Origin of the sequence: Salinivibrio sp. MA427, from assembly GCF_001996115.1 — a bacterium.
In the GTDB taxonomy this organism is placed as follows: Bacteria; Pseudomonadota; Gammaproteobacteria; order Enterobacterales; family Vibrionaceae; genus Salinivibrio; species Salinivibrio costicola.
Window position 1 is genome coordinate 20,305 of sequence record NZ_MUFH01000003.1, and the last position, 24,987, is coordinate 45,291.

28 protein-coding genes and 1 pseudogene are annotated in these 24,987 nt (G+C 50.1%); 14 read left to right on the forward strand and 15 right to left on the reverse strand.

What is annotated here, in order from left to right; genetic code table 11:
- Positions 1-238: 238 nt before the first annotated feature.
- The 4 genes and pseudogenes from rpsU to rpoD all read left to right on the forward strand — a co-directional run.
- Positions 239-454 carry a 30S ribosomal protein S21 gene (rpsU, locus tag BZG79_RS00640; RefSeq protein WP_021022685.1) on the forward strand — a complete coding sequence of 72 codons (216 nt, stop codon included), beginning with the start codon at positions 239-241 and terminating at the stop codon, positions 452-454.
- A 24-nt stretch (positions 455-478) separates the two neighbouring features.
- Positions 479-922, forward strand: coding sequence for a GatB/YqeY domain-containing protein (locus BZG79_RS00645; RefSeq protein ID WP_021022684.1), 444 nt, complete (start codon positions 479-481; stop codon positions 920-922).
- 82 nt (positions 923-1,004) lie between these two features.
- Complete coding sequence (gene dnaG / locus BZG79_RS00650; RefSeq protein ID WP_021022683.1) at positions 1,005-2,756, forward strand: DNA primase; 1,752 nt, start codon at positions 1,005-1,007, stop codon at positions 2,754-2,756.
- Between the two features lie 81 nt (positions 2,757-2,837).
- Positions 2,838-4,694: pseudogene (gene rpoD, locus BZG79_RS00655) on the forward strand (RNA polymerase sigma factor RpoD); the annotation flags it as partial.
- Between the two features lie 170 nt (positions 4,695-4,864).
- On the opposite strand, the gene mgtE reads toward rpoD, so the two are convergent.
- From mgtE to BZG79_RS00715, 12 genes are all read right to left on the reverse strand, one after another.
- On the reverse strand, positions 4,865-6,232 hold the full coding sequence (mgtE, locus tag BZG79_RS00660) for a magnesium transporter (protein ID WP_077773531.1): 1,368 nt from the start codon (positions 6,230-6,232) through the stop codon (positions 4,865-4,867).
- Positions 6,233-6,338: 106 nt separating this feature from the next.
- Positions 6,339-6,635: an HPr family phosphocarrier protein gene (locus BZG79_RS00665; protein ID WP_077459902.1), complete on the reverse strand. Its 297-nt coding sequence runs from the start codon at positions 6,633-6,635 to the stop codon at positions 6,339-6,341.
- Entirely contained in the window at positions 6,632-7,483 is an 852-nt protein-coding gene (gene rapZ, locus BZG79_RS00670; RefSeq protein WP_077459901.1) for an RNase adapter RapZ, read from the reverse strand. The genes BZG79_RS00665 and rapZ overlap by 4 nt, the downstream gene beginning before the upstream one ends.
- 24 nt (positions 7,484-7,507) lie before the next feature.
- Positions 7,508-7,951, reverse strand: a complete 444-nt coding sequence (ptsN, locus tag BZG79_RS00675; protein ID WP_077773532.1) for a PTS IIA-like nitrogen regulatory protein PtsN — start codon at positions 7,949-7,951, stop codon at positions 7,508-7,510.
- Between the two features lie 3 nt (positions 7,952-7,954).
- A complete protein-coding gene (hpf, locus tag BZG79_RS00680) occupies positions 7,955-8,242 on the reverse strand; it encodes a ribosome hibernation promoting factor (RefSeq protein ID WP_021022677.1) in 288 nt (95 codons plus the stop codon).
- Between the two features lie 25 nt (positions 8,243-8,267).
- A complete protein-coding gene (locus BZG79_RS00685; protein ID WP_077773533.1) occupies positions 8,268-9,737 on the reverse strand; it encodes an RNA polymerase factor sigma-54 in 1,470 nt (489 codons plus the stop codon).
- Positions 9,738-9,858: 121 nt separating this feature from the next.
- Complete coding sequence (gene lptB / locus BZG79_RS00690; RefSeq protein WP_021022675.1) at positions 9,859-10,584, reverse strand: LPS export ABC transporter ATP-binding protein; 726 nt, start codon at positions 10,582-10,584, stop codon at positions 9,859-9,861.
- Positions 10,585-10,592: 8 nt separating this feature from the next.
- Positions 10,593-11,129 (reverse strand): lipopolysaccharide transport periplasmic protein LptA, encoded by a 537-nt coding sequence (gene lptA, locus BZG79_RS00695; protein WP_077460037.1) that lies wholly within the window; start codon positions 11,127-11,129, stop codon positions 10,593-10,595.
- Complete coding sequence (lptC, locus tag BZG79_RS00700; protein ID WP_077459898.1) at positions 11,110-11,673, reverse strand: LPS export ABC transporter periplasmic protein LptC; 564 nt, start codon at positions 11,671-11,673, stop codon at positions 11,110-11,112. The genes lptA and lptC overlap by 20 nt, the downstream gene beginning before the upstream one ends.
- Positions 11,670-12,230 carry a 3-deoxy-manno-octulosonate-8-phosphatase KdsC gene (gene kdsC / locus BZG79_RS00705; protein WP_077660146.1) on the reverse strand — a complete coding sequence of 187 codons (561 nt, stop codon included), beginning with the start codon at positions 12,228-12,230 and terminating at the stop codon, positions 11,670-11,672. The genes lptC and kdsC overlap by 4 nt, the downstream gene beginning before the upstream one ends.
- A complete protein-coding gene (locus BZG79_RS00710; RefSeq protein WP_077459896.1) occupies positions 12,230-13,204 on the reverse strand; it encodes a KpsF/GutQ family sugar-phosphate isomerase in 975 nt (324 codons plus the stop codon). Before BZG79_RS00710 ends, kdsC begins: the two co-directional genes overlap by 1 nt.
- Positions 13,205-13,218: 14 nt before the next feature.
- Positions 13,219-14,181: a calcium/sodium antiporter gene (locus BZG79_RS00715; protein WP_021022670.1), complete on the reverse strand. Its 963-nt coding sequence runs from the start codon at positions 14,179-14,181 to the stop codon at positions 13,219-13,221.
- A gap of 492 nt (positions 14,182-14,673) precedes the next feature.
- Here BZG79_RS00715 and mlaF point away from each other — a divergent pair, with 492 nt between their 5' ends.
- Genes mlaF through murA form a run of 7 tightly spaced genes read left to right on the forward strand, consistent with a single transcriptional unit; the run spans position 14,674 to position 19,293 of the window.
- On the forward strand, positions 14,674-15,474 hold the full coding sequence (mlaF, locus tag BZG79_RS00720; protein WP_021022669.1) for a phospholipid ABC transporter ATP-binding protein MlaF: 801 nt from the start codon (positions 14,674-14,676) through the stop codon (positions 15,472-15,474).
- Positions 15,470-16,249, forward strand: coding sequence for a lipid asymmetry maintenance ABC transporter permease subunit MlaE (gene mlaE, locus BZG79_RS00725; protein WP_269087438.1), 780 nt, complete (start codon positions 15,470-15,472; stop codon positions 16,247-16,249). The genes mlaF and mlaE overlap by 5 nt, the downstream gene beginning before the upstream one ends.
- Positions 16,250-16,251: 2 nt before the next feature.
- On the forward strand, positions 16,252-16,731 hold the full coding sequence (mlaD, locus tag BZG79_RS00730) for an outer membrane lipid asymmetry maintenance protein MlaD (RefSeq protein WP_077773534.1): 480 nt from the start codon (positions 16,252-16,254) through the stop codon (positions 16,729-16,731).
- Positions 16,732-16,736: 5 nt separating this feature from the next.
- Positions 16,737-17,411 carry a phospholipid-binding protein MlaC gene (gene mlaC, locus BZG79_RS00735; RefSeq protein ID WP_077645744.1) on the forward strand — a complete coding sequence of 225 codons (675 nt, stop codon included), beginning with the start codon at positions 16,737-16,739 and terminating at the stop codon, positions 17,409-17,411.
- Positions 17,408-17,722, forward strand: a complete 315-nt coding sequence (locus BZG79_RS00740) for an STAS domain-containing protein (RefSeq protein ID WP_021022665.1) — start codon at positions 17,408-17,410, stop codon at positions 17,720-17,722. Before mlaC ends, BZG79_RS00740 begins: the two co-directional genes overlap by 4 nt.
- Before the next feature lie 2 nt (positions 17,723-17,724).
- On the forward strand, positions 17,725-17,994 hold the full coding sequence (ibaG, locus tag BZG79_RS00745; protein ID WP_077773535.1) for a BolA family iron metabolism protein IbaG: 270 nt from the start codon (positions 17,725-17,727) through the stop codon (positions 17,992-17,994).
- Between the two features lie 9 nt (positions 17,995-18,003).
- Positions 18,004-19,293, forward strand: a complete 1,290-nt coding sequence (murA, locus tag BZG79_RS00750) for a UDP-N-acetylglucosamine 1-carboxyvinyltransferase (protein ID WP_077660142.1) — start codon at positions 18,004-18,006, stop codon at positions 19,291-19,293.
- An 82-nt stretch (positions 19,294-19,375) separates the two neighbouring features.
- Here the strand turns inward: murA and degS are convergent, their stop codons facing one another.
- From degS to zapG, 3 genes are all read right to left on the reverse strand, one after another.
- On the reverse strand, positions 19,376-20,446 hold the full coding sequence (gene degS, locus BZG79_RS00755; RefSeq protein WP_077773536.1) for an outer membrane-stress sensor serine endopeptidase DegS: 1,071 nt from the start codon (positions 20,444-20,446) through the stop codon (positions 19,376-19,378).
- Positions 20,447-20,609: 163 nt separating this feature from the next.
- Positions 20,610-21,974, reverse strand: coding sequence for a Do family serine endopeptidase (locus tag BZG79_RS00760; protein ID WP_108743207.1), 1,365 nt, complete (start codon positions 21,972-21,974; stop codon positions 20,610-20,612).
- A gap of 69 nt (positions 21,975-22,043) precedes the next feature.
- On the reverse strand, positions 22,044-22,448 hold the full coding sequence (gene zapG, locus BZG79_RS00765) for a Z-ring associated protein ZapG (RefSeq protein ID WP_077660139.1): 405 nt from the start codon (positions 22,446-22,448) through the stop codon (positions 22,044-22,046).
- A gap of 243 nt (positions 22,449-22,691) precedes the next feature.
- On the opposite strand from zapG, the gene zapE reads away from it, so the two are divergent.
- The 3 genes from zapE (at position 22,692) to rpsI (ending at position 24,860) form a co-directional block, all read left to right on the forward strand.
- The gene (zapE, locus tag BZG79_RS00770; protein ID WP_077660169.1) at positions 22,692-23,798 is read left to right on the forward strand and encodes a cell division protein ZapE; all 1,107 of its coding nucleotides are present in this window, start codon (positions 22,692-22,694) and stop codon (positions 23,796-23,798) included.
- A 230-nt stretch (positions 23,799-24,028) separates the two neighbouring features.
- A complete protein-coding gene (gene rplM, locus BZG79_RS00775) occupies positions 24,029-24,457 on the forward strand; it encodes a 50S ribosomal protein L13 (protein ID WP_025674468.1) in 429 nt (142 codons plus the stop codon).
- A gap of 13 nt (positions 24,458-24,470) precedes the next feature.
- A complete protein-coding gene (rpsI, locus tag BZG79_RS00780) occupies positions 24,471-24,860 on the forward strand; it encodes a 30S ribosomal protein S9 (RefSeq protein WP_021022657.1) in 390 nt (129 codons plus the stop codon).
- Positions 24,861-24,987 lie beyond the last annotated feature (127 nt).

Consider the following 24,987-nt stretch of genomic DNA (forward strand, 5'->3'; position numbering starts at 1 on the left):
ACAGCCGATAGATTGTGTATTTAAGATCATTGCCCACATGATATAATGTGATGATCGAAGCGGAGAAGAGAGGGTCAGAATAGACTGACCGTGCGCGCAATCTTACATGGCTTAGAAGTAATTCGCTAGATGCGCTTTACATTCACCCCTTCTTCGGATTAGAATTTCGCACCATTTTTAATCAAGGCTGGCCAATTGTTCGCCAGCAGTAACTGACAACCCCCGAGGTGAAAGGCACATGCCAGTAGTTAAAGTACGTGAAAACGAACCATTTGACGTAGCACTGCGTCGCTTTAAGCGCTCTTGTGAAAAAGCAGGTATTCTTTCTGAAGTTCGCCGTCGTGAGAACTATGAAAAGCCAACTACCGTTCGCAAACGCGCTAAAGCCGCTGCTCAAAAACGTCACCTGAAAAAGTTGGCACGCGAAAACCAACGCCGCGTACGTATGTACTAATAACGATAGATTCAGGAAAATGCTATGGAATTGCTTGAACGTCTAAAAGACGCGCAAAAAACGGCGATGAAACAAAAAGACAAAGCGCGCCTCGGTACGCTTCGTCTGGTAATGGCAGCAATCAAGCAGCAAGAAGTGGATACGCGTCAGTCGCTAAGCGATGATGAAATCCTGGCTGTGTTGACCAAAAATGTAAAGCAGCGCCGTGATTCCGTAGCCCAGTACCAAGCAGCCGGTCGTGACGACCTTGCCGATGTAGAGCTTGCTGAGATCGCGGTGATAGAAGAATTTCTACCCCAGCCTCTGAGCGATGACGACGTCGACGCATTGGTGAAAGCAGCCGTTGAAACAACGGGTGCCTCGTCAATGCAAGACATGGGCAACGTCATGGGGGTATTAAAACCCCAAGTACAGGGCCGTGCTGATATGGGGAAAGTAAGCCAGCGTGTCAAAGCACACCTAGGCTAGATGTTCCTCACTTTATAACAAGCCGTGCTTTCCATTATGGACGGCGCGGCTTGTTTGCTTCTCTCCTTATAAATTTCAGGTTATGGCAGGCAGAATCCCGCGCGCATTCATTGATGACTTGCTTTCACGTCTCGACATCGTTGAGATCATAGATGCACGGGTCAAGCTCAAGAAAAAAGGCAAAAACTATAGTGCCTGTTGCCCGTTCCATAACGAGAAAACCCCCTCATTCAGTGTGAGCCAGGATAAGCAGTTTTATCACTGCTTCGGATGTGGTGTGCACGGCAATGCGATTGACTTTATGATGGAATTCGAACGGCTCGAATTTCCGGAAGCGATCGAAGAGCTAGCCAGTGGTCTGGGTTTAGAGGTACCTCGCGAGCAGTCGTCGGGGGGTTCCGCACGGCCCAGCATGCCAAGTGATGATAAGCGCCAAATCTACGAGATGATGGAAGCCATTGCGCGTACCTACAGCGGTGAATTACGCACCGATGCTGGGCAAGTGGCCATCGATTATCTCAAACAGCGCGGATTATCCGGAGAAGTGGTAAAACAGTTTGGTGTCGGGTTCGTTCCTGACCAATGGGATACGATTAAGCGACGTTTTGGGCGCAGCCAAGCCGATCAGCAGCAACTGTTAACGGCAGGGATGCTGATTGAAAATGACAATGGCCATACTTATGACCGTTTTCGTGGCCGCATTATGTTCCCGATTCGCGATCGACGTGGTCGTGTGATTGGTTTTGGTGGCCGGGTATTGGGAGATGGCACGCCTAAATACCTTAACTCACCTGAAACCCCGATCTTTCATAAAGGTCGTGAGTTGTATGGTTTGTATGAGGTGATGCAGTCTTACCGCCACCCCGAACGTATTTTGGTGGTTGAAGGCTACATGGATGTGGTGGCGTTGGCGCAATTTGGCGTTGACTATGCGGTTGCCTCATTGGGGACCTCTACCACAGGTGAACATATTCAAACCCTGTTCCGGCAAACCAGTACTATACTGTGTTGCTACGATGGTGATCGTGCCGGTCGTGATGCGGCATGGCGTGCGATGGAGCAAGCCCTGCCTTATATTCATGATGGTCGGCAGCTGAAGTTTATGTTTTTGCCCGATGGCGATGATCCTGACTCCATGATCCGCCAAGAAGGGAAAGAAGGTTTTGAGCAGCGCTTAAGCGAGGCACAAAGCTTATCGACCTTTATGTTTAATACCTTGCTCAAGCAGGTGGATACCAGTAGCCGAGAGGGCAAAGCCAAGCTAGCTAACTTAGCTGTGCCACTGATTGAGAAAGTGCCGGGTGATACGTTACGTCTTTATTTACGTAATACGTTAGGGCAAAAGCTCGGTATTATGGATGATCACCAGTTGGATACGCTAATCAGCCGGCAAGGACAACCTGTTAAGGTCCATGGTCAGCCTGACATTAAGCGTACACCCATGCGTGAGGTGATTGCCTTATTGGTGCAGTACCCCATGCTTGGTCAAGAAGTGCCGCCGTTACCCTCGGCAGACACCATTGATTTACCCGGGTTAGCGTTGTTAAACCCGATCCTTGAGATCTGTCGACAGCGCCCCCATATCACTACCGGTCAGTTGCTAGAGCACTGGCGGGGAACCAAACAAGAAGCCTTGTTAGCCCGTTTGGCTGGCTGGGACCTACATGTTGACGATGAAAATGCGTCAGAACTTTTTTGCGATTCACTGGATAGAATACTCGCCCAGTGTGTCGAACAACAAATAGCCAAGTTGCAAGCGAAGTCAAATACCGTCGGCTTATCAGTCGAAGAGAAGCGGGAACTGATGCTCCTTATACAGAGCCAGTCCGTTTAGAAAGTAGCCAGCAAAGGTGACATTTGTTAAAATTGGCGGTTTGCGTTTCCGCATACTAAATTCTTCACTCAGACCCGAAGTTGGATATCGTCTATGGATCAAAATCCGCAGTCACAGCTAAAGTTGCTTGTCGCAAAAGGCAAGGAGCAAGGCTATCTGACCTATGCCGAAGTTAATGACCACCTCCCGGAAGACATTGTCGATTCCGACCAAATAGAAGACATCATTCAGATGATTAATGACATGGGCATTCAAGTGGTGGAAGCCGCGCCAGATGCCGATGAGTTAATGATGTCAGAAACCGTGGCCGACGAAGATGCAGCAGAAGCCGCGGCGGCAGCTCTATCGAGTGTGGAGAGCGAGATTGGTCGCACCACGGATCCCGTTCGCATGTACATGCGTGAAATGGGGACGGTCGAGCTGTTGACCCGTGAGGGCGAGATCGATATTGCCAAGCGTATCGAAGATGGCATCAATCAGGTGCAGTGTTCGGTGGCGGAATATCCGGCCTCGATTGCTTCACTGCTTGATCAATTCGACAAAGTTGAAGCCGAAGAGCTTCGCTTAACCGACATCATTTCGGGATTTATCGATCCCGAACAGGACAGTGTCGCCCCGACCGCGACCCATATCGGCTCCGAGCTCAGTGAAAAAGAGCTGGATGACGAAGATGAAGACGACGACAAAGACGATAGCGACGAAGACGATGAGAGTGAGGAAGATGTCGGTATCGATCCTGAGCTCGCACGTGAAAAGTTCAGCGAATTGCGTCGTACTTATTCGGCAATGGAAACCGCGATTCAGAAGTACGGGCGTTATGACGACCGCACTAAATCATCGATCGAAGAATTGTCTGAGACATTTAAACAGTTCCGTCTGATCCCCAAACAGTTTGATCGTTTGGTAAAAGACATGCGTCAGACCATGGACAAGGTTCGCACCCAAGAGCGTTTGGTGATGCGTCTTTGTGTCGATCAGGCGAAAATGCCGAAGAAAACCTTTGTGCAACTGTTTGGCGGTAACGAGTCATCAGATGCATGGATTGACCAAGCACTTAATTCAGGCAAGCCTTACGCAGAGCGTGTCGCACGTTACGAAGAAGATCTACGCCGTTGTGTGCAGAAGCTAAAAATTATCGAAGACGAAACTGGCCTGTCGGTCGAGCGTATCAAAGATATTAGCCGTCGCATGTCCATTGGTGAAGCGAAAGCACGCCGTGCCAAGAAAGAAATGGTTGAGGCGAACTTGCGTTTGGTGATTTCGATTGCGAAAAAATACACCAACCGTGGCTTACAATTCTTGGATCTGATTCAAGAAGGTAACATTGGCTTGATGAAAGCGGTGGATAAGTTCGAATACCGCCGTGGTTATAAATTCTCAACCTATGCTACTTGGTGGATTCGTCAGGCGATCACACGCTCGATTGCAGACCAAGCACGGACCATTCGTATTCCGGTGCATATGATTGAGACCATCAACAAGCTCAACCGTATTTCGCGCCAAATGCTGCAGGAAATGGGCCGCGAGCCGTTACCGGAAGAATTGGCAGAGCGGATGCTGATGCCAGAAGATAAAATCCGCAAAGTGCTGAAAATTGCCAAAGAGCCGATCTCGATGGAAACACCGATTGGTGATGATGAAGATTCACACTTAGGTGATTTTATCGAAGACACCACGTTGGAACTGCCTATGGATTCGGCGACGTCGAACAACCTTAAGATGGCAACCAATGATGTCTTAGCCGGTCTTACGCCACGCGAAGCGAAAGTACTGCGTATGCGCTTTGGTATTGAAATGAATACTGACCATACGCTGGAAGAAGTGGGTAAACAGTTTGATGTGACTCGTGAGCGTATTCGTCAGATTGAGGCGAAAGCGCTACGTAAACTTCGTCATCCAAGCCGCTCAGAAACACTGCGCAGCTTCTTGGACGAATAAAGTGATACCTGTTTAGCGGACAGCGGTTAAGCGTAACAGCTGTTTAGCACAGCAGCGGTTTAGTGTAATAACAAAAAGGCGAGCCAGTGGCTCGCCTTTTTTTGGGTTTATTGTCGTGATTTTTCTCGTGGACCAACCCCACACATCGTGGCCGATTAACCTTATCTGCGTTAAGTAATAAACAGCGTCGCCAAGCCTAAAAAGGCAAGCAAGCCGACCACATCGGTGATGGTGGTGAGCGCCATGCCGCCCGCTAACGCCGGATCGATATTGTATTTTTTCAGCAATGTCGGTATTGCGACCCCAGCAATGCCCGCGATAAATAGGTTGACCAGCATTGCACCGGAAATAATTAACCCTAACTCAATACTGCCTTTCCAAATCACCACAATGCCACCAATAATAGCGGACCAAATCAGCCCGTTCATCAACCCCACGGTGGCTTCTTTGGCCAGTAACCAGCGGGTGTTGGAATCACCGATATGGCCGACGGCAAGCCCTCGGATCACCAGTGCGACCGTTTGGTTACCCGCTACACCACCCATAGAAGGGACGATGGTCATTAAAACGGCGATTGCCGCCATTTTATCCAGGGTGCCTTCAAACATATTAGAGACGGACGCCGCGGTTAGGGCGGCGAGCACATTGATCCCAAGCCAAATGCTACGACGACGTGCACTTTTAAAAGCCGGTGCAAAGGTGTCTTCCTCGTCATCCAAGCCTGCCATACTCATCATCGAATGCTCGGCATCTTCACGAATAATATCGACGACATCATCAATGGTAATCCGACCGACGAGGTGATTACGTTCGTCGACAACAGGGGCGGAAACCCAGTTACGACGCTCAAACAAATGGGCGACATCGCCATCATCCATGGTGACGCTGATCGCTTCATCAGGATCCTCCATGATGTCAGCAATGGCGACATCCGGCTGATTCACCAAGAGGGCACTGATAGGCAAATTACCGATTAATCGGCCATTGGGATCAATCACGTACAAGGTATCGGTGGTATCGGGTAACTCACCGCGCATGCGCAAATAGCGTAAGACCACGTCCACGGTGACATCATCACGAATAGTGACGACGTCGGTGTTCATGATCCCGCCTGCAGACTCCTCAGGATAGGAAAGGGCTTGTTGCACCCGCGTCCTATCTTGGGCATCCATTTGCGCTAGCACATCTTGAGAAACGTCCTGAGGCAAGCTACGCAGCAAGTAGGCGACATCATCGGTCTCCATGCCCTCGGTGGCTGCCGCAAGCTGATCGGGCGCCATCCGCACCATGATGCCGTCTTTAACGTCCTCCGAGAGCTCATCAAGGATTTCCCCCTGATCCTCTGGATCGGTTAATTGCCACAGAACAAGACGCCCTTTTGGCGGCGATGCTTCTAGCAGGTGGGCGGTATCTTCCGGCTCCATGTCCTCAAGCATGCGACGTACGCGTACGAACATCCCTTGCTCAAGGAGTTGAGTGACTTCTTGGAGACGTTGGTGGGTTTGGTTACTTTGTTCTTGTTCTGTTGACTCTGCCATCGGTCACTCCCCCAAATGCAATGACTAAAATTCTAACCCAATCAGGGGTGTCTGTCTCATGACAAATCGGTTGAAGGCGGGAATTGTGGGCAATGAACGCACAGGCTTACGTCGTGGCGTGAGAGGTGACCGTGTCTTCGTCAAATCCCGCATCAAATAACGCTTTGACTGCATCTAGGGCTAACGCTGACTGAGGGCCATCGGCCGACACTGTGATCGTTTCGCCTTGTGCTGATTCGAGCATCAGCATCGCCATCACACTGTCTGCATTAGCGGACTTAGTGTCGGTTTGTAGGGTGACTTGCGCATCATAGTCTTGCACTAACTCAACCAGCTTTATCGCGGCGCGGGCATGGAGGCCAAGGCGATTACGGACACAGACCTGTGCTGACAAGGCGGTCATCCTTGTTGCTCCAACGTGCGATGACGGATTTGCACCTGTTCGCCTAACTCATGAAAATAATCAGATAAGTACTGGGCAACATAGACAGAGCGATGTTTACCACCGGTACAGCCGATTGCTACGGTCACATAACTGCGGTTGTTATTTTTAAGCGCCGGGAGCCAAGACTCTAAAAAGCCCTTAATTTGCGCGATCACCATTGCGACATCTGGCTGAGCGGCAAGAAACATGCGGACGGGTTTTTCTAAGCCAGTATGGGGTCGTAACGTGGGCTCCCAATGCGGGTTGGGTAAAAAGCGAACATCAAACACATAATCGGCATCGGCGGGCAAGCCATGCTTGAAGCCGAACGATTCAAATACCATGACAAGATCGCTGCTGGTGCGGCCAAGCACCAAGGCACGCACAGATTCACTCAAATCGTGGATAGAGAGCCCGGATGTGTTGATAACGCGATCGGCATGAGCTTTTATCGGTGCCATCTGTTGCTTTTCGGCTTGGATCGCTTGCTCAAGTGACAAATTATGTCGCGATAACGGATGCAAACGCCGTGTTTCACTGAATCGTTTGATCAGATCCTTGTCATCCGCATCCAAATAATAAAGTGTCACATCGCAGACTTGTCGTAATGCCTCTAAGGTATCCGCGATCGGCTCTTTCGCATTCGGAAGGTTACGAATATCTAAACTCACCGCGATTTTGGCGTCGGCGTCATCTTGTGACACGACAAAGTCACGCAGTAAGTTAACGGGTAAATTGTCGACGCAATAGTAGCCAAGATCCTCGAGTACCCTTAGCGCCACTGACTTGCCTGAGCCAGAGCGGCCACTGACAATTTTTAGCATCATAATGTTCCCCGTTAGCCTGATGGCTTATTGCGTAATAATGTTGTAGAGCTCTTGGTCTGAGTCAGCACTGCGAAGTTGACGACATAGCTGTTTATTGTTCAGCTTCTCCGCAATACTCGAAAGGGTTTGTAAGTGCACCTTACATTGCTCATCGGGTACCAGTAACGCGAATAGCAAATCCACCGGACGTTTATCGACTGCATCAAACTCGATAGGTTCCGCACATTGCAACAACACCCCGATAGCCTGTTGGCTCTCAAGTGTTCGCCCATGTGGGATAGCAATCCCCGCGCCAATGCCTGTGGTGCCGAGTTTTTCACGGCTTAGCATGCATTCAAACAATTTTTGCGCGTTAGTGCCCAGTTTATCCGCAGCAACCTGACTAATAATTTCCAGGGCGCGTTTTTTGCTGGAGCAGTGGACAGCACTACGCGTGCAGTCCACTGAAAGTACATCTTTAAGTTCCATAGCCTAATGCTGTTTGAGCTTTTCTTTGTGTTTACTCAGTTGTTTAACCAGTTTATCGGTCAACCCGTCAATGGCCGCATACATGTCTTGCGACTGTGCTTTCGCATGGAGCTCGCCGTTATTTACATGGAGCGTTGCCTCTGCGATTTGGTCAAGCTTTTGAACATTCAGTACAACATGGACATTGTTAATGTGCTCGAAAAAGCGCTCGAGTTTAGCAAATTTGGTTTCCACATACTCGCGCAATGGTGGCGTGATGTCGACAGACTGTCCAGTCAGGTTGATTTGCATACACATTTTCCTTCTGTTGAGGCGTCTACAATAGACGCTTGCGCTGGTTTGACGGCGCAATGCCAAGTGACTCTCGGTATTTGGCAATGGTCCGTCTTGCAACTTTAATGCCTTGCTCGGCCAGCAATGCGGCAATCTTGCTATCACTGAGTGGCTTGTTTGCCGGCTCGTCAGCGACCATTTTTTTTATGAAGGCGCGAATCGCCGTCGATGAGCATTCACCGCCATTGTCGGTGCTCACATGGCTGGAGAAAAAGTATTTCAGCTCGAAAATACCGCGAGGCGTATGCATATACTTTTGTGTGGTGACACGGGAAATGGTCGACTCATGCATATCCACATCAAGGGCAATATCATTCAAGACCATGGGCTTCATGGCCTCCTCGCCGTATTCAAAAAAGTCATGTTGGTGCTCAACGATACAGCGCGTCACCTTAAGTAAGGTGTCATTGCGGCTTTCCAAGCTCTTAATCAGCCATTTTGCTTCTTGTAAGTGTGAACGAATAAATTGGCCATCAGATGCACTGCAGCCATTGCGTCCGTAAGCGGCATATTGCTCGTTCACTTTCAGTTTAGGCACACTATCTGGGTTTATTTGTACCACCCATTGGCCTTGGTGTTTAAACACGGATACATCAGGGACCACGTACTCAGCTTCGTTGGTGACAATTAAGTTACCCGGGCGAGGCTCTAAACTGTGGATGAGCTGCATCACCGCTTTAAGCTCCGGCTCTTTTAGACGGGTTTCTCGCATGAGTTGGCGATAATCGCGATTGGCAAGTAAGTCCATATGCTCGGTCAAGACCTTGCGCGCGTCTGCCAGCCAGGGTGTATTGTCATCATAGGTGGCCAGTTGCAGCATTAAACATTCTTGCAGTGAACGCGCCGCAATCCCCAGAGGATCAAAGTGCTGGACGCGTTTAAGCACCGCTTCAACTTCATCCAGTTCAATATCATCACTGCCGAGGCTATCTAAAATATCCTCGGTACTGACTGAGAGATAGCCTTGGTCATCCACCGCATCAATGATAGCCATGGCAATCACGTGATCGTTTTCGGAAAATGGCGTGAGCTCAAGCTGCCATTTTAAATAGTCATATAGCGTCTGCGTGGTTTCGCCTTGATAAACGGGCTGATCATCATATCCACCCACACCGGTACTGCCGGTGCCAGCAGAGTATAAGTGATCCCACGTCGTATCGACTGGGAGATCATCCGGCATTTCGTTTTTTTCGAACGCATCGGATGTTTCCATGGTATCTGCACTGGCGGTTGCCGTTTCTTGTGAGGCCGCATGCTGATCGTGCTGACTATCACTTTGATCCGTGTCTTGCTCTTGGCCTTCGTCATGTTCCAATAGAGGGTTGGATTCCAACGCTTCTTGGATCTCTTGTTGCAAATCCAACGTCGACAGCTGCAACAGACGAATCGCCTGTTGCAGTTGTGGTGTCATTGCGAGTTGTTGTCCAAGCTTAAGCTGAAGCGTGGGTTTCATAGAGGCTTTACACCTTTCCTTTTTCAACGACCAAAGAGGTTAAAAACGCTTGCTCTGGTCGACAGAGCAAGCGCTTTATTTAACTATAGCCTTGATTGGCATTTTTTAGCGTGAGCCGATCCTACAATTTGAACTGATCGCCCAAGTAAACCCGTTTAACGTGATCATCATTGAGCACCTCATCAGGCGTGCCGTGTGCAATCAAGTGACCTTGGCTGACAATGTAAGCGTGCTCACAGACACTGAGCGTCTCGCGTACATTGTGATCAGTGATGAGCACACCGAGACCACGGTCACGTAAGTGTTCAATGATTTTTTTTATATCGATAACCGAAATCGGATCAACCCCAGCGAAGGGCTCATCAAGCAAAATAAATTTAGGGTTCGCGGCGAGGGCGCGCGCAATTTCAACCCGTCGGCGTTCGCCCCCAGAAAGCGCCATGCCTAAGCTGTCACGAATATGTTGGATATTAAACTCGTCTAACAAGTCTTCGGCTTTGTCCTGACGCTCTTCTTTAGTCAAGGATTTACGCGTTTGTAGCACCGCCATGAGATTATCGTAGACGCTGAGTTTACGAAATATCGACGCTTCTTGCGGTAAGTAACCAATCCCCAAGCGAGAGCGATTGTGCATGGGTTGAATGCTGATGTCTTTATCATCGATATAAATCGCCCCCTCATCACGGGCCACTAAACCCACAATCATATAAAATGAGGTGGTTTTTCCCGCACCATTCGGGCCAAGCAGACCGACGATTTCACCGGATTTCACTTCCAAGCTTACATCGGCGACGACCTTTCGCCCTTTATAACTCTTTGCCAAGTTGGCCGCTGTCAGTGTTGCCATGTGGCCTCTTATTCCGCGTCTGACTCAGATGAATCGTTATTGGATGAATTTTTTTTACTTGTCGGCTGTAAAATCGTGGTGACCCGTTTGTTGCTATCACTCTCGGCAACCAATTGTTGTTTGTCGATTTCGTAGGTGATCACATTGCCCTCTACCTGGTTGCCACTTTGCTCGAGCATCGCATTGGTCGACATTTTGAGATATTCATTACCGACTTCATAACGCAGTTTGTTCGCTTCGCCATGAATCTGTTTGCCGTCATCCATGGTTTGCTCAAAGGTTGCCGGTTTACCATAGGCTTCGATGGTTTCACTGCCATCTTTCCCCTCCGGGCGGATAACGATCAGTTTATCGGCCAAGATTTTAATGCTGCCTTGGGTGAGCACGACATCTTGTGTGAAGGTCACCGTATTGGTGGCCATGTCCAAATGCTGACTTTCAGATTGAATGTGAATAGGTTGCTCGGTGTCGCTACTCAGCGCTAGTGAGTAGTGCGAAAATAGCAACATCGCACCTGCTAGTGCTTTAACGAGGGGTCGTTTCATATCGGCCTTTAACATCGTCTAACAATTCCATCTGGTGGCTACCGAAGTTGCCCTTCACGCGTTTTCCTGTGGTTTGAAAACGGGTGCCCGTGATGGTGGTAGGACTATCGGACCAAAAATCTCGTGTTGTGAGGTTTAAGGTCACAGAGTCGGTGGTTACCGAATCAATTTGTGCATTCGGCAGTAAATTAAAAATACGGACATTGCCCGTCATAGTGAGCAGGTGCTCGTCCGATAAAACGGCGTAGTTTGCGCTCACACGCCACTCTTCATCTTGGCCGTCTTGATAGGTCCAAAGTACAGGCTCATTAAAATGGGTCTCATCGATTTTGGCGTAGTGCTCAAGATGCTTGGCTTCAACGGTATAACTACGCACACCGTCAGCAGTATACTGCACCGTTTCAATGTCTTCGCCGGTAAACAAAGGCTTTTCTGCATCAGGGGTGACCTGTTGCACCTTTTGCCAACGGTGCTGGGCCAATAGGTAATAGCCGCTGAGTGCACAAAGCACGATCAGTAAAAGCAGGCCTAGCCGCCGAGTCATACACTCAAACCTTTGTGTTGATCGAGCTCGCCACGGGCTTCTAGCAGCAAATCACAGACCTCTCTCACCGCGCCAAACCCACCACCAATGTGGGTGACATGATCAGCACGCGATTTTAGCAGTGGGTGGCCATCTGCGACGCAACAAGACAGCCCCACTTTTTCCATCACTGGCCAGTCAATCAAATCGTCACCAATATAAGCTGTGTGTGCGGGAAGTACATCACAGTGCGAACACAAATCTTGGTACGCGGCTAACTTGTCGCTTTGGCCTTGATACACATGTTTGACACCCAGTGCGCGCATTCGGTTCTCAACGATCTGAGATTGGCGGCCTGTAATGACAGCAACTTCAATCCCGGCGTTCATCAATGATTTTATGCCGTAGCCGTCGCGGGTATGGAATGCTTTGAGCTCTTCGCCTTGATTGCCCATATAGACGCGACCATCAGAAAAAACCCCATCAATATCACAGATGAGTAATTGAATGGCAGCGGCACGCTGGAATACGTCGGTGGCGATAGGGCCGTACAGCGTTTCAATTACGGTAGAGGCCATTAGATCACTCCGGCTTTTAAAAGATCATGCATGTTAAGGGCGCCAAGCAGCTGGCCGTCTTTGGCAACCAACAACCCGTTAATTTTTCGCTCTTCCATGAGTTTAAGTCCTTCTGCCGCGAGCAACTCCGGCTCAATCGTCACCGGGCCTTTTGACATCACCGAGCCAATGGTGGTGGTATGCAAATCAATTCGCATATCTAACAAGCGGCGTAAGTCACCGTCGGTAAAAACGCCGGTCAGCTGTTGATCAGCATCGACGATAGCGGTCATCCCCAAGCCCTTTTCAGACACTTCTAATAAAGCATCGCGCACGGTGGCTGTTTCGGGCACCACGGGTAAACGCGTGCCTTGATGCATCAAATCACTAATGCGCAGTAACAGCTTGCGTCCTAATGCACCGCCCGGGTGCGAAAGCGCAAAGTCATTCGCGGTAAAGCCCCTTGCTTGCATCAAGGCCATGGCAAGGGCATCGCCCATTACTAAGGTGGCAGTGGTGCTCGAGGTAGGAGCTAATGCCAGTGGGCAGGCTTCTTGCGGGACATGAATGTTGAGATTCACTTTTGCTAACTGCCCCATGCTAGATTGCGCATTGCCCGTCATACAGACCAAYGGAATGCCCAAGCGTTTAATCACGGGTAGCAAGGTTAATATCTCACCGGCCTCGCCGGAATTAGAGATCGCGAGCACCACATCGCCTTGGTTGATCATACCTAAATCACCATGGCTTGCTTCGCCAGGATGGACAAAAAACGCAGGCGTTCCAGTGCTGGCGAGGGTGGCGGCAATTTTTTTGCCAATATGGCCTGACTTACCCATTCCCATCACCACCACTTTGCCGGTGGCGTTCAGCATCAGCTGGCAAGCCGCCTCAAAACGATCATCAATGGCGGCTTTTAATTGTGCAATCGCGTCTTGCTCAATGTTAAGGACATCCAGCCCGGCGCGGCGAAAGTCAAAACTGTATTCACTCATTGTACTGTGTCCGTTTAGGCGGCAGCGTTAATAAATAGGTAACTTTGGTAACCGATATAACAAAGTAAGAAAACGGCGCCTTCGATGCGATTAATACTGCGTGATTTGCCCAACGCAAACACCAGCAACATAATAGACAGCACCAGCATAATATAATAATCACGACTCATGGCATATTCGCTGATCGCTGAGGGGTTGAGTAACCCAGGAATGGCCATGACCGCGAGAATATTAAACACATTCGAGCCGATGATATTACCCACCGCCAAATCATCTTCACCCTTCATGACGCCGGCAATCGAAGCGGCAAGCTCAGGAAGGCTGGTGCCAATGGCGATAATGGTCAAGCCAATCACCAGATCACTCATGCCAAAATACTGAGCGATGGTAACCGCGGAGTCGACCACTTGATCCGATGACAGCAACAGTAAAGGCAAGCCGATAATAATCCATATCGCCGCTTTCAGGTTGCTAACATCATTAGGAATGTCAGACTGCTGATCGGCCAATATTGGGTCGGAATCACCTGAATCTTTACCAATTTTAATCATCATTAAAATAAAGATCACAAACAGTGTGATCAGTCCCACCCCTTCGAAAAACCCTAGATGATTATTCCAAAGCAAGGCCCCCGCGAGGACGGTGACCCCAAGCATCAGTGGCAGTTCACGGCGAATAATGGTCGACCCAATCGACAGCGGCTTGATCAGCGCGGTAAAACCAATAATAAGCGCTATGTTGGCGATATTTGAGCCTAAAACGTTCCCCACTGCGGTATCGGTTTTATCGGCGAGGGCAGCGTTGGCAGATACCATCATTTCCGGTGCCGACGATCCCATGGCGAGAATCGTCATGCCGATGATTAAAGGCGAAACGCCGTAGTTTTTCGCGATTGCAGCCGCGCCAAAGACCAGTCGATCGGCACTCCATACCAGCACGATGAGTCCAACAATGAGTATGGCAACCGCTATAACCATGACACCTATCCTTTGCGTTGTGAATTTGGTTCAAATGAGGGGCAATTCTGACGGTTAAAGGGGGAAATGTGAAGCAAAAAGCCCCCATGTGAGTTATCAATTCCGGCATTTTCCACCCACTGACTTACGGATACGATAAAGATGGTTCACCATGAAGCGGGTTGCTGTGACAGGATCATCTTGATGTTGCCGCCGTGGAACGGCCACCGATAAACGGCCGCCTGCTCGCGATTAACGATTGCGCCACGGTTAAGGTTTGTATTGCAGCTAAGGCTGGTATCGTCGCCAAGGCTTATATCGCGGCTAAGGCGCGTCACAGGGCAAGGGGCGCACATTGACCTCGTCTTGACATATAAACCGTTTCTTGGCTGCTATTATCAGGGGTGGGTCACGTCCTGCTTGGCCCGATACGCAGGCTGGCTTGTGTTAGGCGGGGTGACACCTTATTATCAGCCACTTCATTTTGTTCCTTTCCAACCATGAGATGCGGCCATGGCAGCAAAGAGCCTGATAGATATCAATGGGATGACATTCTCACGGGGTGACCGATGCATTTTTGATCATGTCGACTTGCAGGTACCACGTGGGCAAATCACCGCGATTATGGGGCCCTCAGGTATCGGTAAAACCACGTTACTACGCTTGATCGCCGGCCAGCTAAAGCCAGACGCCGGTGATATTATTTTTGATGGCCACTCCATTCCCTCGCTAGGGCGTCGCCAATTATTCGATGTCCGCCAGCGCATGAGTATGCTCTTCCAATCAGGCGCCCTGTTTACCGATATGTCGGTATTCGATAATGTTGCCTTCCCGCTGCGCGAACACACAGACTTGGATGAATCCATGATTCATACCATTGTAATGCTAAAGCTTGAGGCGGTGGGATTAAGAGGGGCTGCCGCATTAATGCCCAGCGATCTCTCAGGCGGTATGGCCCGTCGAGCGGCTCTGGCCCGTTCAATTGCCCTTGATCCTGAGCTCATTTTGTTTGATGAACCCTTTGTAGGACAAGATCCCATTACCATGGGCGTGCTGGTGACCTTGATTCGTCAACTCAACCAAGCACTAGGACTAACGTGTGTGGTCGTTTCACATGACGTGCCTGAAGTGATGAGCATTGCCGATAAAGTGTATCTTTTGGCCGATAGCCGTATTATCGCCAGTGGATCGCCGCAATCGTTGCGAGATAATCCAGACCCTTGGGTGCAGCAGTTTTTAGAAGGGCATGCCGATGGACCCGTGCCATTTCGTTATCCCGCGGGTGAGTTAAAGCAGGAGATTTTCGGTGATTAAAACACAAATCGCGGACATGGGTCGTCGAACCATGCGTGTGGCTGAGTCAATGGGCCGCGCCACCTTTGTGATGACCGGTGCGCTGGTGGGGCGTCCTCAACCGAGTAAAACCTTCCCACTGCTTATTCAACAACTCTATTCTGTCGGAGTACGCTCACTCGCGATCATTATTGTCTCCGGGTTATTTATCGGCATGGTATTAAGCCTGCAAGGGTATTTAGTCTTGTCGGACTTTGGTGCCGAGACCAGCCTTGGGCAAATGGTTGCTTTATCGTTACTGCGCGAGCTTGGCCCTGTGGTCACAGCGCTGCTATTTGCTGGGCGGGCGGGATCCGCGCTGACCGCTGAAATTGGCTTGATGAAAGCCACCGAGCAGCTATCGAGTTTAGAAATGATGGCGGTTGATCCGCTGCGTCGTGTTATTGCGCCCCGGTTTTGGGCCGGCGTCATCGCCATGCCCTTACTGGCGGTGATCTTTATGCTGGTCGGGATTTGGGGCGGCGAGCTGGTCGGGGTAGACTGGAAAGGCATTGATCATGGCAGCTTTTGGTCGGTGATGCAGGCATCGGTCGACCTTGGCTACGATGTGGGTAACGCGCTGATCAAAAGCCTCGTTTTTGCTATCGCCGTGACCTGGATTGCACTTTTTAACGGTTATGATGCCACGCCAACCTCGGAAGGGATCAGCCGCGCGACCACACGTACTGTGGTACATTCATCGCTGGCCGTACTCGGCCTAGACTTTGTCCTTACTGCACTCATGTTTGGGAATTAATCATGCAACAGAGTCGTAAAACAGAATTTTGGGTAGGCTGCTTTGTGATCGTAGGGATTGCAGCGCTATTAGCCCTTGCGTTTCAAGTCGCCGATGTTCAGCGTTGGGGGCGGGCAGACACCTACACCCTCACCGCTGAGTTTGACAATATTGGTGGGTTAAAAGTGCGCTCCCCTGTCAAAGTGGGGGGCGTTACTGTTGGCCAGGTAACGGATATTTCGCTCAATCCAGACACCTATGTCCCACAAGTGACACTGCAAATCAGTGAAGAAGCGGGACGTTTCCCGGAATCGAGCTCGGCGTCGATCTACACTGCAGGGCTGCTGGGCGAGCAATATATCGGTATTACCCCAGGGTTTGTCGATGAAGCGCTCGGCATTGGCTATTTAGAGGCGGGAGAAAAAATCCAAGACACCAAGTCGGCCCTTGTCTTAGAAGATTTAATTGGTCAGTTCCTCTACAGCATGGGTGACAAGGAGTAAATGGCATGAGAAAGACACTTATCGCATTAGGCTCGGCGCTGAGCTTGATGTTAGTCAGCCTTGGACAGACGGTACAGGCCAGTGAGCCGGTCGACCAATCCAACCCATATCAGCTGATTGAACAAGTCGCAGAGAATACGTTTTCGCGCATACGCAAAGATCGCACCCTGCTCCGTGCTGATCCCGATTTATTACGTGATGTCGTCAAAGACGAACTCCTACCTTATATCCATACGCGCTATGCGGCGTCGCTGATATTAGGCGCCCAGTATTATCGCAAGGCAACGCCTGAACAGCGCGATGCATTTACCGAGGCCTTCACCGAGTACATGATTGCCTCCTATGCACAGATTTTACTCGAATATGACGACCAAACCATTGAGGTTCAAAAGGATAAACCGATTGATCCGAATGATAAAATTGTCAAAGTTCGCGTCGATATGACTGACGCATCACGTCCGCCTATTCGTCTGGATTTTAGCTTACGTAAAAATACGCGGACAGGAAATTGGCAAGCGTATGACGTGACGGCTGAAGGGGTCAGTATGATCCAATCGAAGCAGTCTGAATGGAAGACACCACTGCGTCGTGATGGTATTGATGCCGTGGTCGAACAATTAAAAGAGATCGCCAAGCGGCCCATCCGTCGTGAAGATAAGCAAAAACAGGATGCATCATGAGCGTCAACTTGACGGCTGGCAGCGAGCAGCACTATCACTTGTCAGGACGGCTTGATCGTGACACAGTGCCTGCCTTTTGGCGTCAGCGTCACCAATGGATCCCAACCGATAACGCCTTAACGTTAGACTTAAGTGCGTTATCACGTGTGGATTCAGCAGGAATGGCGATGTTGCTCCACCTTGATCGTACGCTGCGTCATCAAGGACAGCAGGTACGGTATCAAGGGATGCCTGAACAGCTAAAACTATTGTTAACGCTGAGTAATTTAGACACATTTTTTGACGATGCGGAGCATCAACAAGGAGTTTAAACGTGGAAGCAAGCGACGTTAAAGCCATTTTAGAGGCCGCTTTTTCAGAAAAGGCTCAGTCAGTGGACGAGCTGCATGTGAAAGGTGATGGCAGCCACTTTGAGGTCATCGCTGTTGCAGAGATGTTTGACGGTATGTCACGCGTAAAAAAGCAACAAACGATCTATGGTCCGTTAACGGATCACATTGCGCGTAATGATATTCATGCGGTCAGCATTAAAGCGATGACACCGGCTGAGTGGGCACGCGATAAAAAGCTGATGCAGTTGTAAGAGGATATGATGCAAAAGTTTCGAGTGACGGGCAATGGCCCGCTTAAAGGTGATGTGGCCATTTCTGGCGCAAAAAATGCCGCCCTCCCGATTTTATTTGCTTCATTACTGGCTGAAGAGCCAGTCGAAGTCGCGAATGTCCCTAAGTTACGCGATATTGACACAACGATGGCCCTGTTATCACGCTTAGGGGCCAAGGTGAGTCGCAACGGGTCAGTGCATGTTGATGCCAGTGAGATTACTGAGCTCTGTGCGCCTTATGATCTCGTGAAAACCATGCGTGCGTCTATTTGGGCACTTGGGCCGTTAGTCGCTCGCTTCGGTAAAGGCGAAGTGTCTTTGCCTGGCGGTTGTGCGATTGGCGCGCGGCCCGTGGATTTGCACATTAACGGCCTTGAACAGCTCGGTGCTACCATCACGTTGGATGAGGGCTATGTGCGTGCAACTGTCGATGGTCGCTTGCAAGGCGCGCATATCGTGATGGACAAAGTCAGCGTCGGCGCAACAGTCACCATCATGAGTGCGGCGACGTTAGCGCAAGGCACCACGGTGATTGAAAACGCGGCGCGTGAGCCAGAAATTGTCGATACGGCCAAGTTCCTCAACATGTTGGGGGCAAACGTCACGGGGGCAGGCACCGATCGCATTGAGATTGAAGGCGTAGAGCGTCTTGGCGGCGGTAAGCACACCGTGGTGGCAGATCGCATTGAAACCGGCACCTTCTTAGTCGCGGCCGCGGTGTCTGGCGGGCATATTGTGTGTCGCCATACCTCGCCAGAGTTACTCGAAGCGGTTCTTCATAAGTTGGAAGAAGCCGGTGCCAAGGTGGTAACGGGTGATGACTTTATCGAATTAGACATGACAGACCGCGAGCTCAAAGCCGTGAACGTGCGTACCGCGCCACATCCGGGCTTTCCAACCGATATGCAAGCTCAGTTTAGCTTGCTGAACTTGGTGGCCAAAGGCACTGGAATAATCACCGAAACCATCTTTGAAAACCGCTTTATGCATGTGCCGGAATTACAACGTATGGGCGCTCATGCAGAGATTGAAGGCAATACCGTGATCTGTGGTGACACCGATAGCCTAAGCGGGGCACAAGTGATGGCGACGGATCTGCGCGCCTCTGCCAGCTTGGTGATTGCCGGCTGTATTGCAAAGGGCGAAACCTTGGTGGATCGTATTTATCATATCGATAGAGGCTATGAGCGTATCGAAGATAAACTGCAGGCCTTAGGAGCTAAAATCGAGCGCATTGACGCCGATGAAGTGAACGAGTCCAGTGATATCGCAGGCTAATTGGCCTTCATGCTTAACACAAAAAACGCCAGCCCTCACAGGCTGGCGTTTTTTATGGGCGCGCATTTTCGCTATGCGTTGATTAACGCTGCTGGCGTTCATCGCCCACTTTGACCGGCAAGGTCAGGGTTTCACCGTCTCTGATCAGCGTAATGTTAAGCGTTGAGCCAGGACGTGTATCGGTCACCATATCCATCGCACCGCGTGCACCGCGCACGGGCTTGTCGTTAATTTGAATAATCAAATCTTGAGGCTGAATCCCCGCTTTTTCTGCAGGTCCGTCTTTATCAAGCCCAGCGACCATGACCCCACGTTGCTGCTCGGCATCTAATAATCGGGCCATCACCGGGTTTACATCACGACCATCAATACCAATATAGCCGCGGATCACTCGGCCATCGGCAATCAGTTTATTCATGATTTTTGCGGTTAAACGGTAAGGGATCGCGAAGGAAATGCCATAGGTTTCAAGGTCGGTTGCTTGTTGAAAAGAGGCGGTATTGATGCCGACGAGCTCACCGCGACTGTTTACCAGCGCCCCGCCAGAGTTTCCTCTGTTAATGGCCGCGTCGGTTTGGAGAAAATCCTGGCGACCATAAAAGCTCATTCCGGTCCGGCCGGTAGCGGAAATGATGCCATAGGTGGTGGTTTGCCCTAAATTATACGGATTGCCGATGGCGAGTACGGTATCGCCCACCGTGGGTTGATAATTTTGATTGACCGGGATCACGGGGAGATTGTCTGCTTGAATTTTAAGCACGGCTAAATCCGTACGCTGATCTTTACCCACCATCTGTGCCGTGAAAATGCGTCCATCTTGCAAGGCGACGATCACTTGGTCGGCTTCGGCGACAACATGATAGTTGGTGACGATATAGCCTTTAGCGCTCATGAGTACCCCTGAGCCTAATCCTTGGGTATTAAGCTCTAATTTATCGTTACCGGTATAATTACGGGTGTAGATATTGACGACCGCCGGTGAGGCGCGCTTGACCGCATAGCTAAATGACACCAGTTCTGCCGTGTCTTGGCCGTCGCTTTCAATAAAAGACAGTTCGGATAACACGCCCGAGCGCAAATCAGGCACCGCGACTAATAGCAAGGCAGCCGTGACTAGGCCAATAACCACGGAACGAACAAGTAAAGCCAGCATAAACAATGCCATCCTCAAGCAAAACAAAGCGAGGCTAGAGAATAGCATTGTGAGGTCGGGTTGTGGAAATCATCACCGTCCTGGGCGGATAAAAAACCATGAGCCAATAAAAATGCCTGCCGACGTGGCAGGCATCAATATTAAGGTGTGAATAGACGCCGGTTTATCGAATCACGAGATAAAGCGAGCTGTTATCACGCACAATATTAAGGGCGAGCACACCCGGTTTATCCTCGAGCAGCTTGCGCAGATCGCCCAAGCTCTCTACTTTGTGTCGATTGACGCCAATAATAACATCGCCCGCGCGTAGTCCATATCGAGCGGCAAGCGAGCCTTCTTCAATCGTGGCAACTTCGACACCTGCTGGTTTCGCATCATGGTTTTTCAACTCTGCGCCAGCCAAAGCTTTGTGGAGGTTATCCGCTTTGGTTTGCGTTTGAGCTGCTTCTTTAAGGGTTGTTTCCATCTCGAGACTTTCACCGTCACGAATCACGCCGAGCGCAACGGTTTTACCTGCCCCTAACGTCGCAATTTTGGCGCGTAACTCACTAAAGCTGCGAATACTCTTACCGTTGACAGAGACAATAATGTCACCGGCTTTGAGCCCGGCATCGTCAGCGGCAGATTCAGGCATTACCTGACTAACAAAGGCGCCGTGCTGGGTGGCGAGCCCAAAGGCATCGGCTAACTCGGCGGTCAATTCCCGGCCAGTCACGCCAAGCATGCCGCGTCGTACCGAGCCATATTCGATGATTTGGTCGACCAAGCTTTTCGCCATATTCACCGGTATCGCAAAGCCAATCCCGACATTGCCGCCGTTCGGGCCCAAAATCGCGGTGTTGATCCCCATCAGTTCACCATTGAGATTGACCAGCGCGCCGCCGGAGTTGCCACTGTTGATCGCCGCATCGGTTTGAATAAAGTTCTCGAAGTTTTCTAGGTTCAAACCACTGCGCCCCAGTGCTGAGATGATCCCCGAGGTGACAGTTTGTCCGAGCCCGAATGGGTTACCAATCGCAACGGCAAAGTCACCAACACGTAAACGATCCGAATCAGCGAGTGGAATTTGCGTCAGATCTTTCGCATCTTCATCGAGCTGCAACAAGGCAATATCAGACATTTCGTCGCTGCCGATCAGGGTCGCATCGTATTCGCGGCCATCTTTGAGTTGGACACGGATCTCATCCGCATCATCAATCACATGATGGTTGGTCACGATATAACCTTTATCGGCATCAATAATCACCCCTGATCCCAAACCACGAAAAGGGCGCTCTTGGACTTGCTCAGAGGGGGCATTGGGACCAAAGAAAAACCGAAATGCATCAGGAATACGTTGCTTAGACACCTTGTTGCCTTCCACCGCAATACTGACCACGGCTGGTGAGACTTTTTCCAACATTGGCGCCAAACTGGGCATGGCTTCACCGCTAACCGCTTGAGGCAAGGCGGCATAGCTCGGTAGAGGAGAAAAGGCCGCGCCAAGAGTCAGCGCGGCGACGCTAATTGCGAGTAAAGACTTTTTCATCATGGGTTAACTCCAATTGTCGACGTACCAATTGAGAGTGGGGGCAATCTGAAAAAGTTCAATCCTCGATCAGCTGGCGCGCGAGCCTTCGTCGCTTTTTAACAAGCCCGAGGCGCTGCCAGAATAGTCACGAGGTGGATGACTGGCGGTGTCTACTTCCAGGTTGGTGATTTTCCCTAGACGCTTGGCAAAGGGATTATCTTGGTCGGGCAAGTCAGGCATCAGATCCGACGATGTCTTGGCCATATGTTGATAGAGCTTATTGTAGTCTTTCGATAAGGTATCAAGCAGTTCAGCACTTTGCGCAAAGTGATCCACCAACTCTTGGCGGTATTGCTCGAGCTCGTAACGTGACTTTTCTAGCTCCCTTTTCATATTTTTTTGTTGTTTGAGATCGCGCGTGGTCAGACGGGCAATAAAAAAGCCCACCGCGATACCGATGACGAGAAAGATCAGGCTATTAATCCAGGCCATAACTGCTCCTTGTGCTCTCACATTGACTGAACACCCTGGGTATCCGGGAGTCAGTCAGGGCAAGCGGAATCACTTGCCTACGTATAATAATATCGTACATCTGCTGGTGGCTTAGCAAGATGAAACGTGTGTTCACTATACATGCCAGATCGCGAACGTGGTACTCCTATACGCGCGTATTTCTCTTTCTCGCTCGCGTGTTACTATGAAAACGATGGCGATAACCAACGAGGCTTTCAAGGAATGACGCCCTTAGAACATTATAATAACGATCTGACCCACCACCATTTTATCGAAGACCCCGCGCAACGTATGGCGGTCGAGAAACTCGATGAGCTCTACCACCGTTTACTCGCTCATCCCATCACCTCCACTACGCCGGAAAAGCGCAGCTGGTTGCCTTGGCGAAAGCGCGAACCGGCCTCTGTAACCCCAGTAAAAGGCCTATACTTTTGGGGCGGTGTGGGACGCGGGAAAACCTATTTAATGGATACGTTTTTTCATGCACTCCCTTTTGATAACAAAATGCGCATGCACTTTCATCGCTTTATGCATCGGGTACATCAAGAGCTAAGAATACTGGATGGCGAAGCGGATCCATTGCCGCAAATCGCCGATAAGTTTGCACAAGAAACCCGCGTGCTGTGTTTTGACGAATTCTTTGTCTCGGACATTACCGATGCCATGATCTTAGGGACCCTGATGGAAGCGCTATTTGCCCGCGGGATCACCTTGGTCGCGACCTCAAATATCGTGCCTGATGAACTGTATTGGAACGGGTTACAGCGCGCACGCTTTATGCCCGCCATTGATTTAATCAACCAGCACTGTGAGGTAGTCAATGTTGACTCAGGCGTTGATTATCGCCTGCGTACTCTGACCCAAGCGGCTATTTTTTATCACCCGCTTGGCGATACCGCTACCGAGACGATGCAGGCGTATTTCAAAAAACTCAATGGGGAAGGGGGGCAGCGCGACCAAGTGATAGACGTAAATAACCGCCCGCTACATACCATTGAAAATGGCGATGGCGTGGCGCATTTTAGTTTTGCTGAGCTGTGTCAGTCCGCTCGCAGTCAAACCGACTACATGGAAATTGCGCGGCTTTATCACACGGTATTAGTCGCTGACATGCCGCAATTACACAGTACACAAGACGATGCTGCGCGTCGGTTTATTGCGCTGGTAGACGAGTTTTATGAGCGTAGCGTCAAACTCATTATTTCAGCGGCGGTGCCACTCGATAGCCTCTATGATGGCGACCGTTTAGCGTTTGAGTTTAAGCGTTGCCAGTCACGCCTGATTGAAATGCAAAGCCATGACTATCTCGCATTGCCTCATTTGCCCTAAGGCTGTCTGCTGGCGAACAGTCAAACAATAACCAACTGAGAAAAACGGCGGAATTTTTTTGCGAAAAGGAGGTGATTTTTTCTCCACTCTTCCCTATAATCTCGCGACCCACCGTTACTGTTGAAAGGCTTTGGCCGGGTGTACCACCACTCGAAGGGGTGATGTATGGACGCTTAACAGTGGGAGCTTAGGCTCCTGAAGTGAAACTTATTAATCGGGTAATTATTAGCATGAAAACTTTCGTTGCTAAACCAGAAACTGTAAAACGCGACTGGTTCGTTGTAGACGCTGAAGGCAAAACGCTAGGCCGTCTGGCCACTGAAATTGCAACGCGTCTGCGTGGCAAGCACAAGCCAGAGTACACGCCTCACGTTGACACTGGTGACTACATTGTTGTTATCAACGCTGAAAAAGTGGCTGTAACTGGCCGCAAAAAATCTGACAAGATGTACTACAGCCACACTGGCTACATTGGTGGCATCAAGTCAATCAGCTTTGAAAAACTGATCGCGCAAAAACCTGAGCTGGTGATTGAAAAAGCCGTTAAAGGTATGTTGCCACGCGGTCCTCTAGGTCGTGCTATGTACCGTAAACTGAAAGTTTACGCAGGTTCTGAGCACAAGCACGCGGCACAACAACCGCAAGTACTAGACATCTAAGAGGAATAAAGCAATGGCAGAACAATACTACGGCACCGGCCGTCGCAAAAGCTCCGCAGCTCGTGTCTTCATCAAGCCGGGTAGCGGCAACATCGAGATCAACAAGCGTTCTCTCGACACTTACTTCGGTCGTGAAACCGCTCGCATGGTTGTTCGTCAGCCACTTGAGCTGGTAGAAATGACTGAGAAGCTTGACCTGTACATCACCGTTTCTGGTGGTGGTATCTCTGGTCAAGCAGGCGCAATCCGTCACGGCATTACTCGTGCCTTGATGGAGTATGACGAGTCACTACGTCCTGCACTACGTGCAGCTGGCTTTGTGACGCGTGATGCGCGTAAAGTTGAGCGTAAGAAAGTGGGTCTTCGTAAAGCACGTCGTAGCCCGCAGTTCTCGAAGCGTTAATCGACGTTATCGTCAGATTTGCTACAAAAAGCCTGGTGTTCACGCCAGGCTTTTTTTATGCAATTTTTTCTGATGTAAAAAGGTAGGGCATTACCTCTTTATTCCCTTTTAAAACAGTGTATAAGCG

Bases quoted from the DNA above. Each gene is read 5' to 3' on its own strand.
- rpsU (WP_021022685.1), top strand. From the start codon at position 239: ATGCCAGTAGTTAAAGTACGTGAAAACGAACCATTTGACGTAGCACTG.
- BZG79_RS00645 (WP_021022684.1), top strand. From the start codon at position 479: ATGGAATTGCTTGAACGTCTAAAAGACGCGCAAAAAACGGCGATGAAA.
- dnaG (WP_021022683.1), top strand. From the start codon at position 1,005: ATGGCAGGCAGAATCCCGCGCGCATTCATTGATGACTTGCTTTCACGT.
- mgtE (WP_077773531.1), bottom strand. From the start codon at position 6,232: ATGGCAGAGTCAACAGAACAAGAACAAAGTAACCAAACCCACCAACGT.
- BZG79_RS00665 (WP_077459902.1), bottom strand. From the start codon at position 6,635: ATGACCGCCTTGTCAGCACAGGTCTGTGTCCGTAATCGCCTTGGCCTC.
- rapZ (WP_077459901.1), bottom strand. From the start codon at position 7,483: ATGATGCTAAAAATTGTCAGTGGCCGCTCTGGCTCAGGCAAGTCAGTG.
- ptsN (WP_077773532.1), bottom strand. From the start codon at position 7,951: ATGGAACTTAAAGATGTACTTTCAGTGGACTGCACGCGTAGTGCTGTC.
- hpf (WP_021022677.1), bottom strand. From the start codon at position 8,242: ATGCAAATCAACCTGACTGGACAGTCTGTCGACATCACGCCACCATTG.
- BZG79_RS00685 (WP_077773533.1), bottom strand. From the start codon at position 9,737: ATGAAACCCACGCTTCAGCTTAAGCTTGGACAACAACTCGCAATGACA.
- lptB (WP_021022675.1), bottom strand. From the start codon at position 10,584: ATGGCAACACTGACAGCGGCCAACTTGGCAAAGAGTTATAAAGGGCGA.
- lptA (WP_077460037.1), bottom strand. From the start codon at position 11,129: ATGAAACGACCCCTCGTTAAAGCACTAGCAGGTGCGATGTTGCTATTT.
- lptC (WP_077459898.1), bottom strand. From the start codon at position 11,673: ATGACTCGGCGGCTAGGCCTGCTTTTACTGATCGTGCTTTGTGCACTC.
- kdsC (WP_077660146.1), bottom strand. From the start codon at position 12,230: ATGGCCTCTACCGTAATTGAAACGCTGTACGGCCCTATCGCCACCGAC.
- BZG79_RS00715 (WP_021022670.1), bottom strand. From the start codon at position 14,181: ATGGTTATAGCGGTTGCCATACTCATTGTTGGACTCATCGTGCTGGTA.
- mlaF (WP_021022669.1), top strand. From the start codon at position 14,674: ATGGCAGCAAAGAGCCTGATAGATATCAATGGGATGACATTCTCACGG.
- mlaD (WP_077773534.1), top strand. From the start codon at position 16,252: ATGCAACAGAGTCGTAAAACAGAATTTTGGGTAGGCTGCTTTGTGATC.
- mlaC (WP_077645744.1), top strand. From the start codon at position 16,737: ATGAGAAAGACACTTATCGCATTAGGCTCGGCGCTGAGCTTGATGTTA.
- BZG79_RS00740 (WP_021022665.1), top strand. From the start codon at position 17,408: ATGAGCGTCAACTTGACGGCTGGCAGCGAGCAGCACTATCACTTGTCA.
- murA (WP_077660142.1), top strand. From the start codon at position 18,004: ATGCAAAAGTTTCGAGTGACGGGCAATGGCCCGCTTAAAGGTGATGTG.
- degS (WP_077773536.1), bottom strand. From the start codon at position 20,446: ATGCTGGCTTTACTTGTTCGTTCCGTGGTTATTGGCCTAGTCACGGCT.
- BZG79_RS00760 (WP_108743207.1), bottom strand. From the start codon at position 21,974: ATGAAAAAGTCTTTACTCGCAATTAGCGTCGCCGCGCTGACTCTTGGC.
- zapG (WP_077660139.1), bottom strand. From the start codon at position 22,448: ATGGCCTGGATTAATAGCCTGATCTTTCTCGTCATCGGTATCGCGGTG.
- zapE (WP_077660169.1), top strand. From the start codon at position 22,692: ATGACGCCCTTAGAACATTATAATAACGATCTGACCCACCACCATTTT.
- rplM (WP_025674468.1), top strand. From the start codon at position 24,029: ATGAAAACTTTCGTTGCTAAACCAGAAACTGTAAAACGCGACTGGTTC.
- rpsI (WP_021022657.1), top strand. From the start codon at position 24,471: ATGGCAGAACAATACTACGGCACCGGCCGTCGCAAAAGCTCCGCAGCT.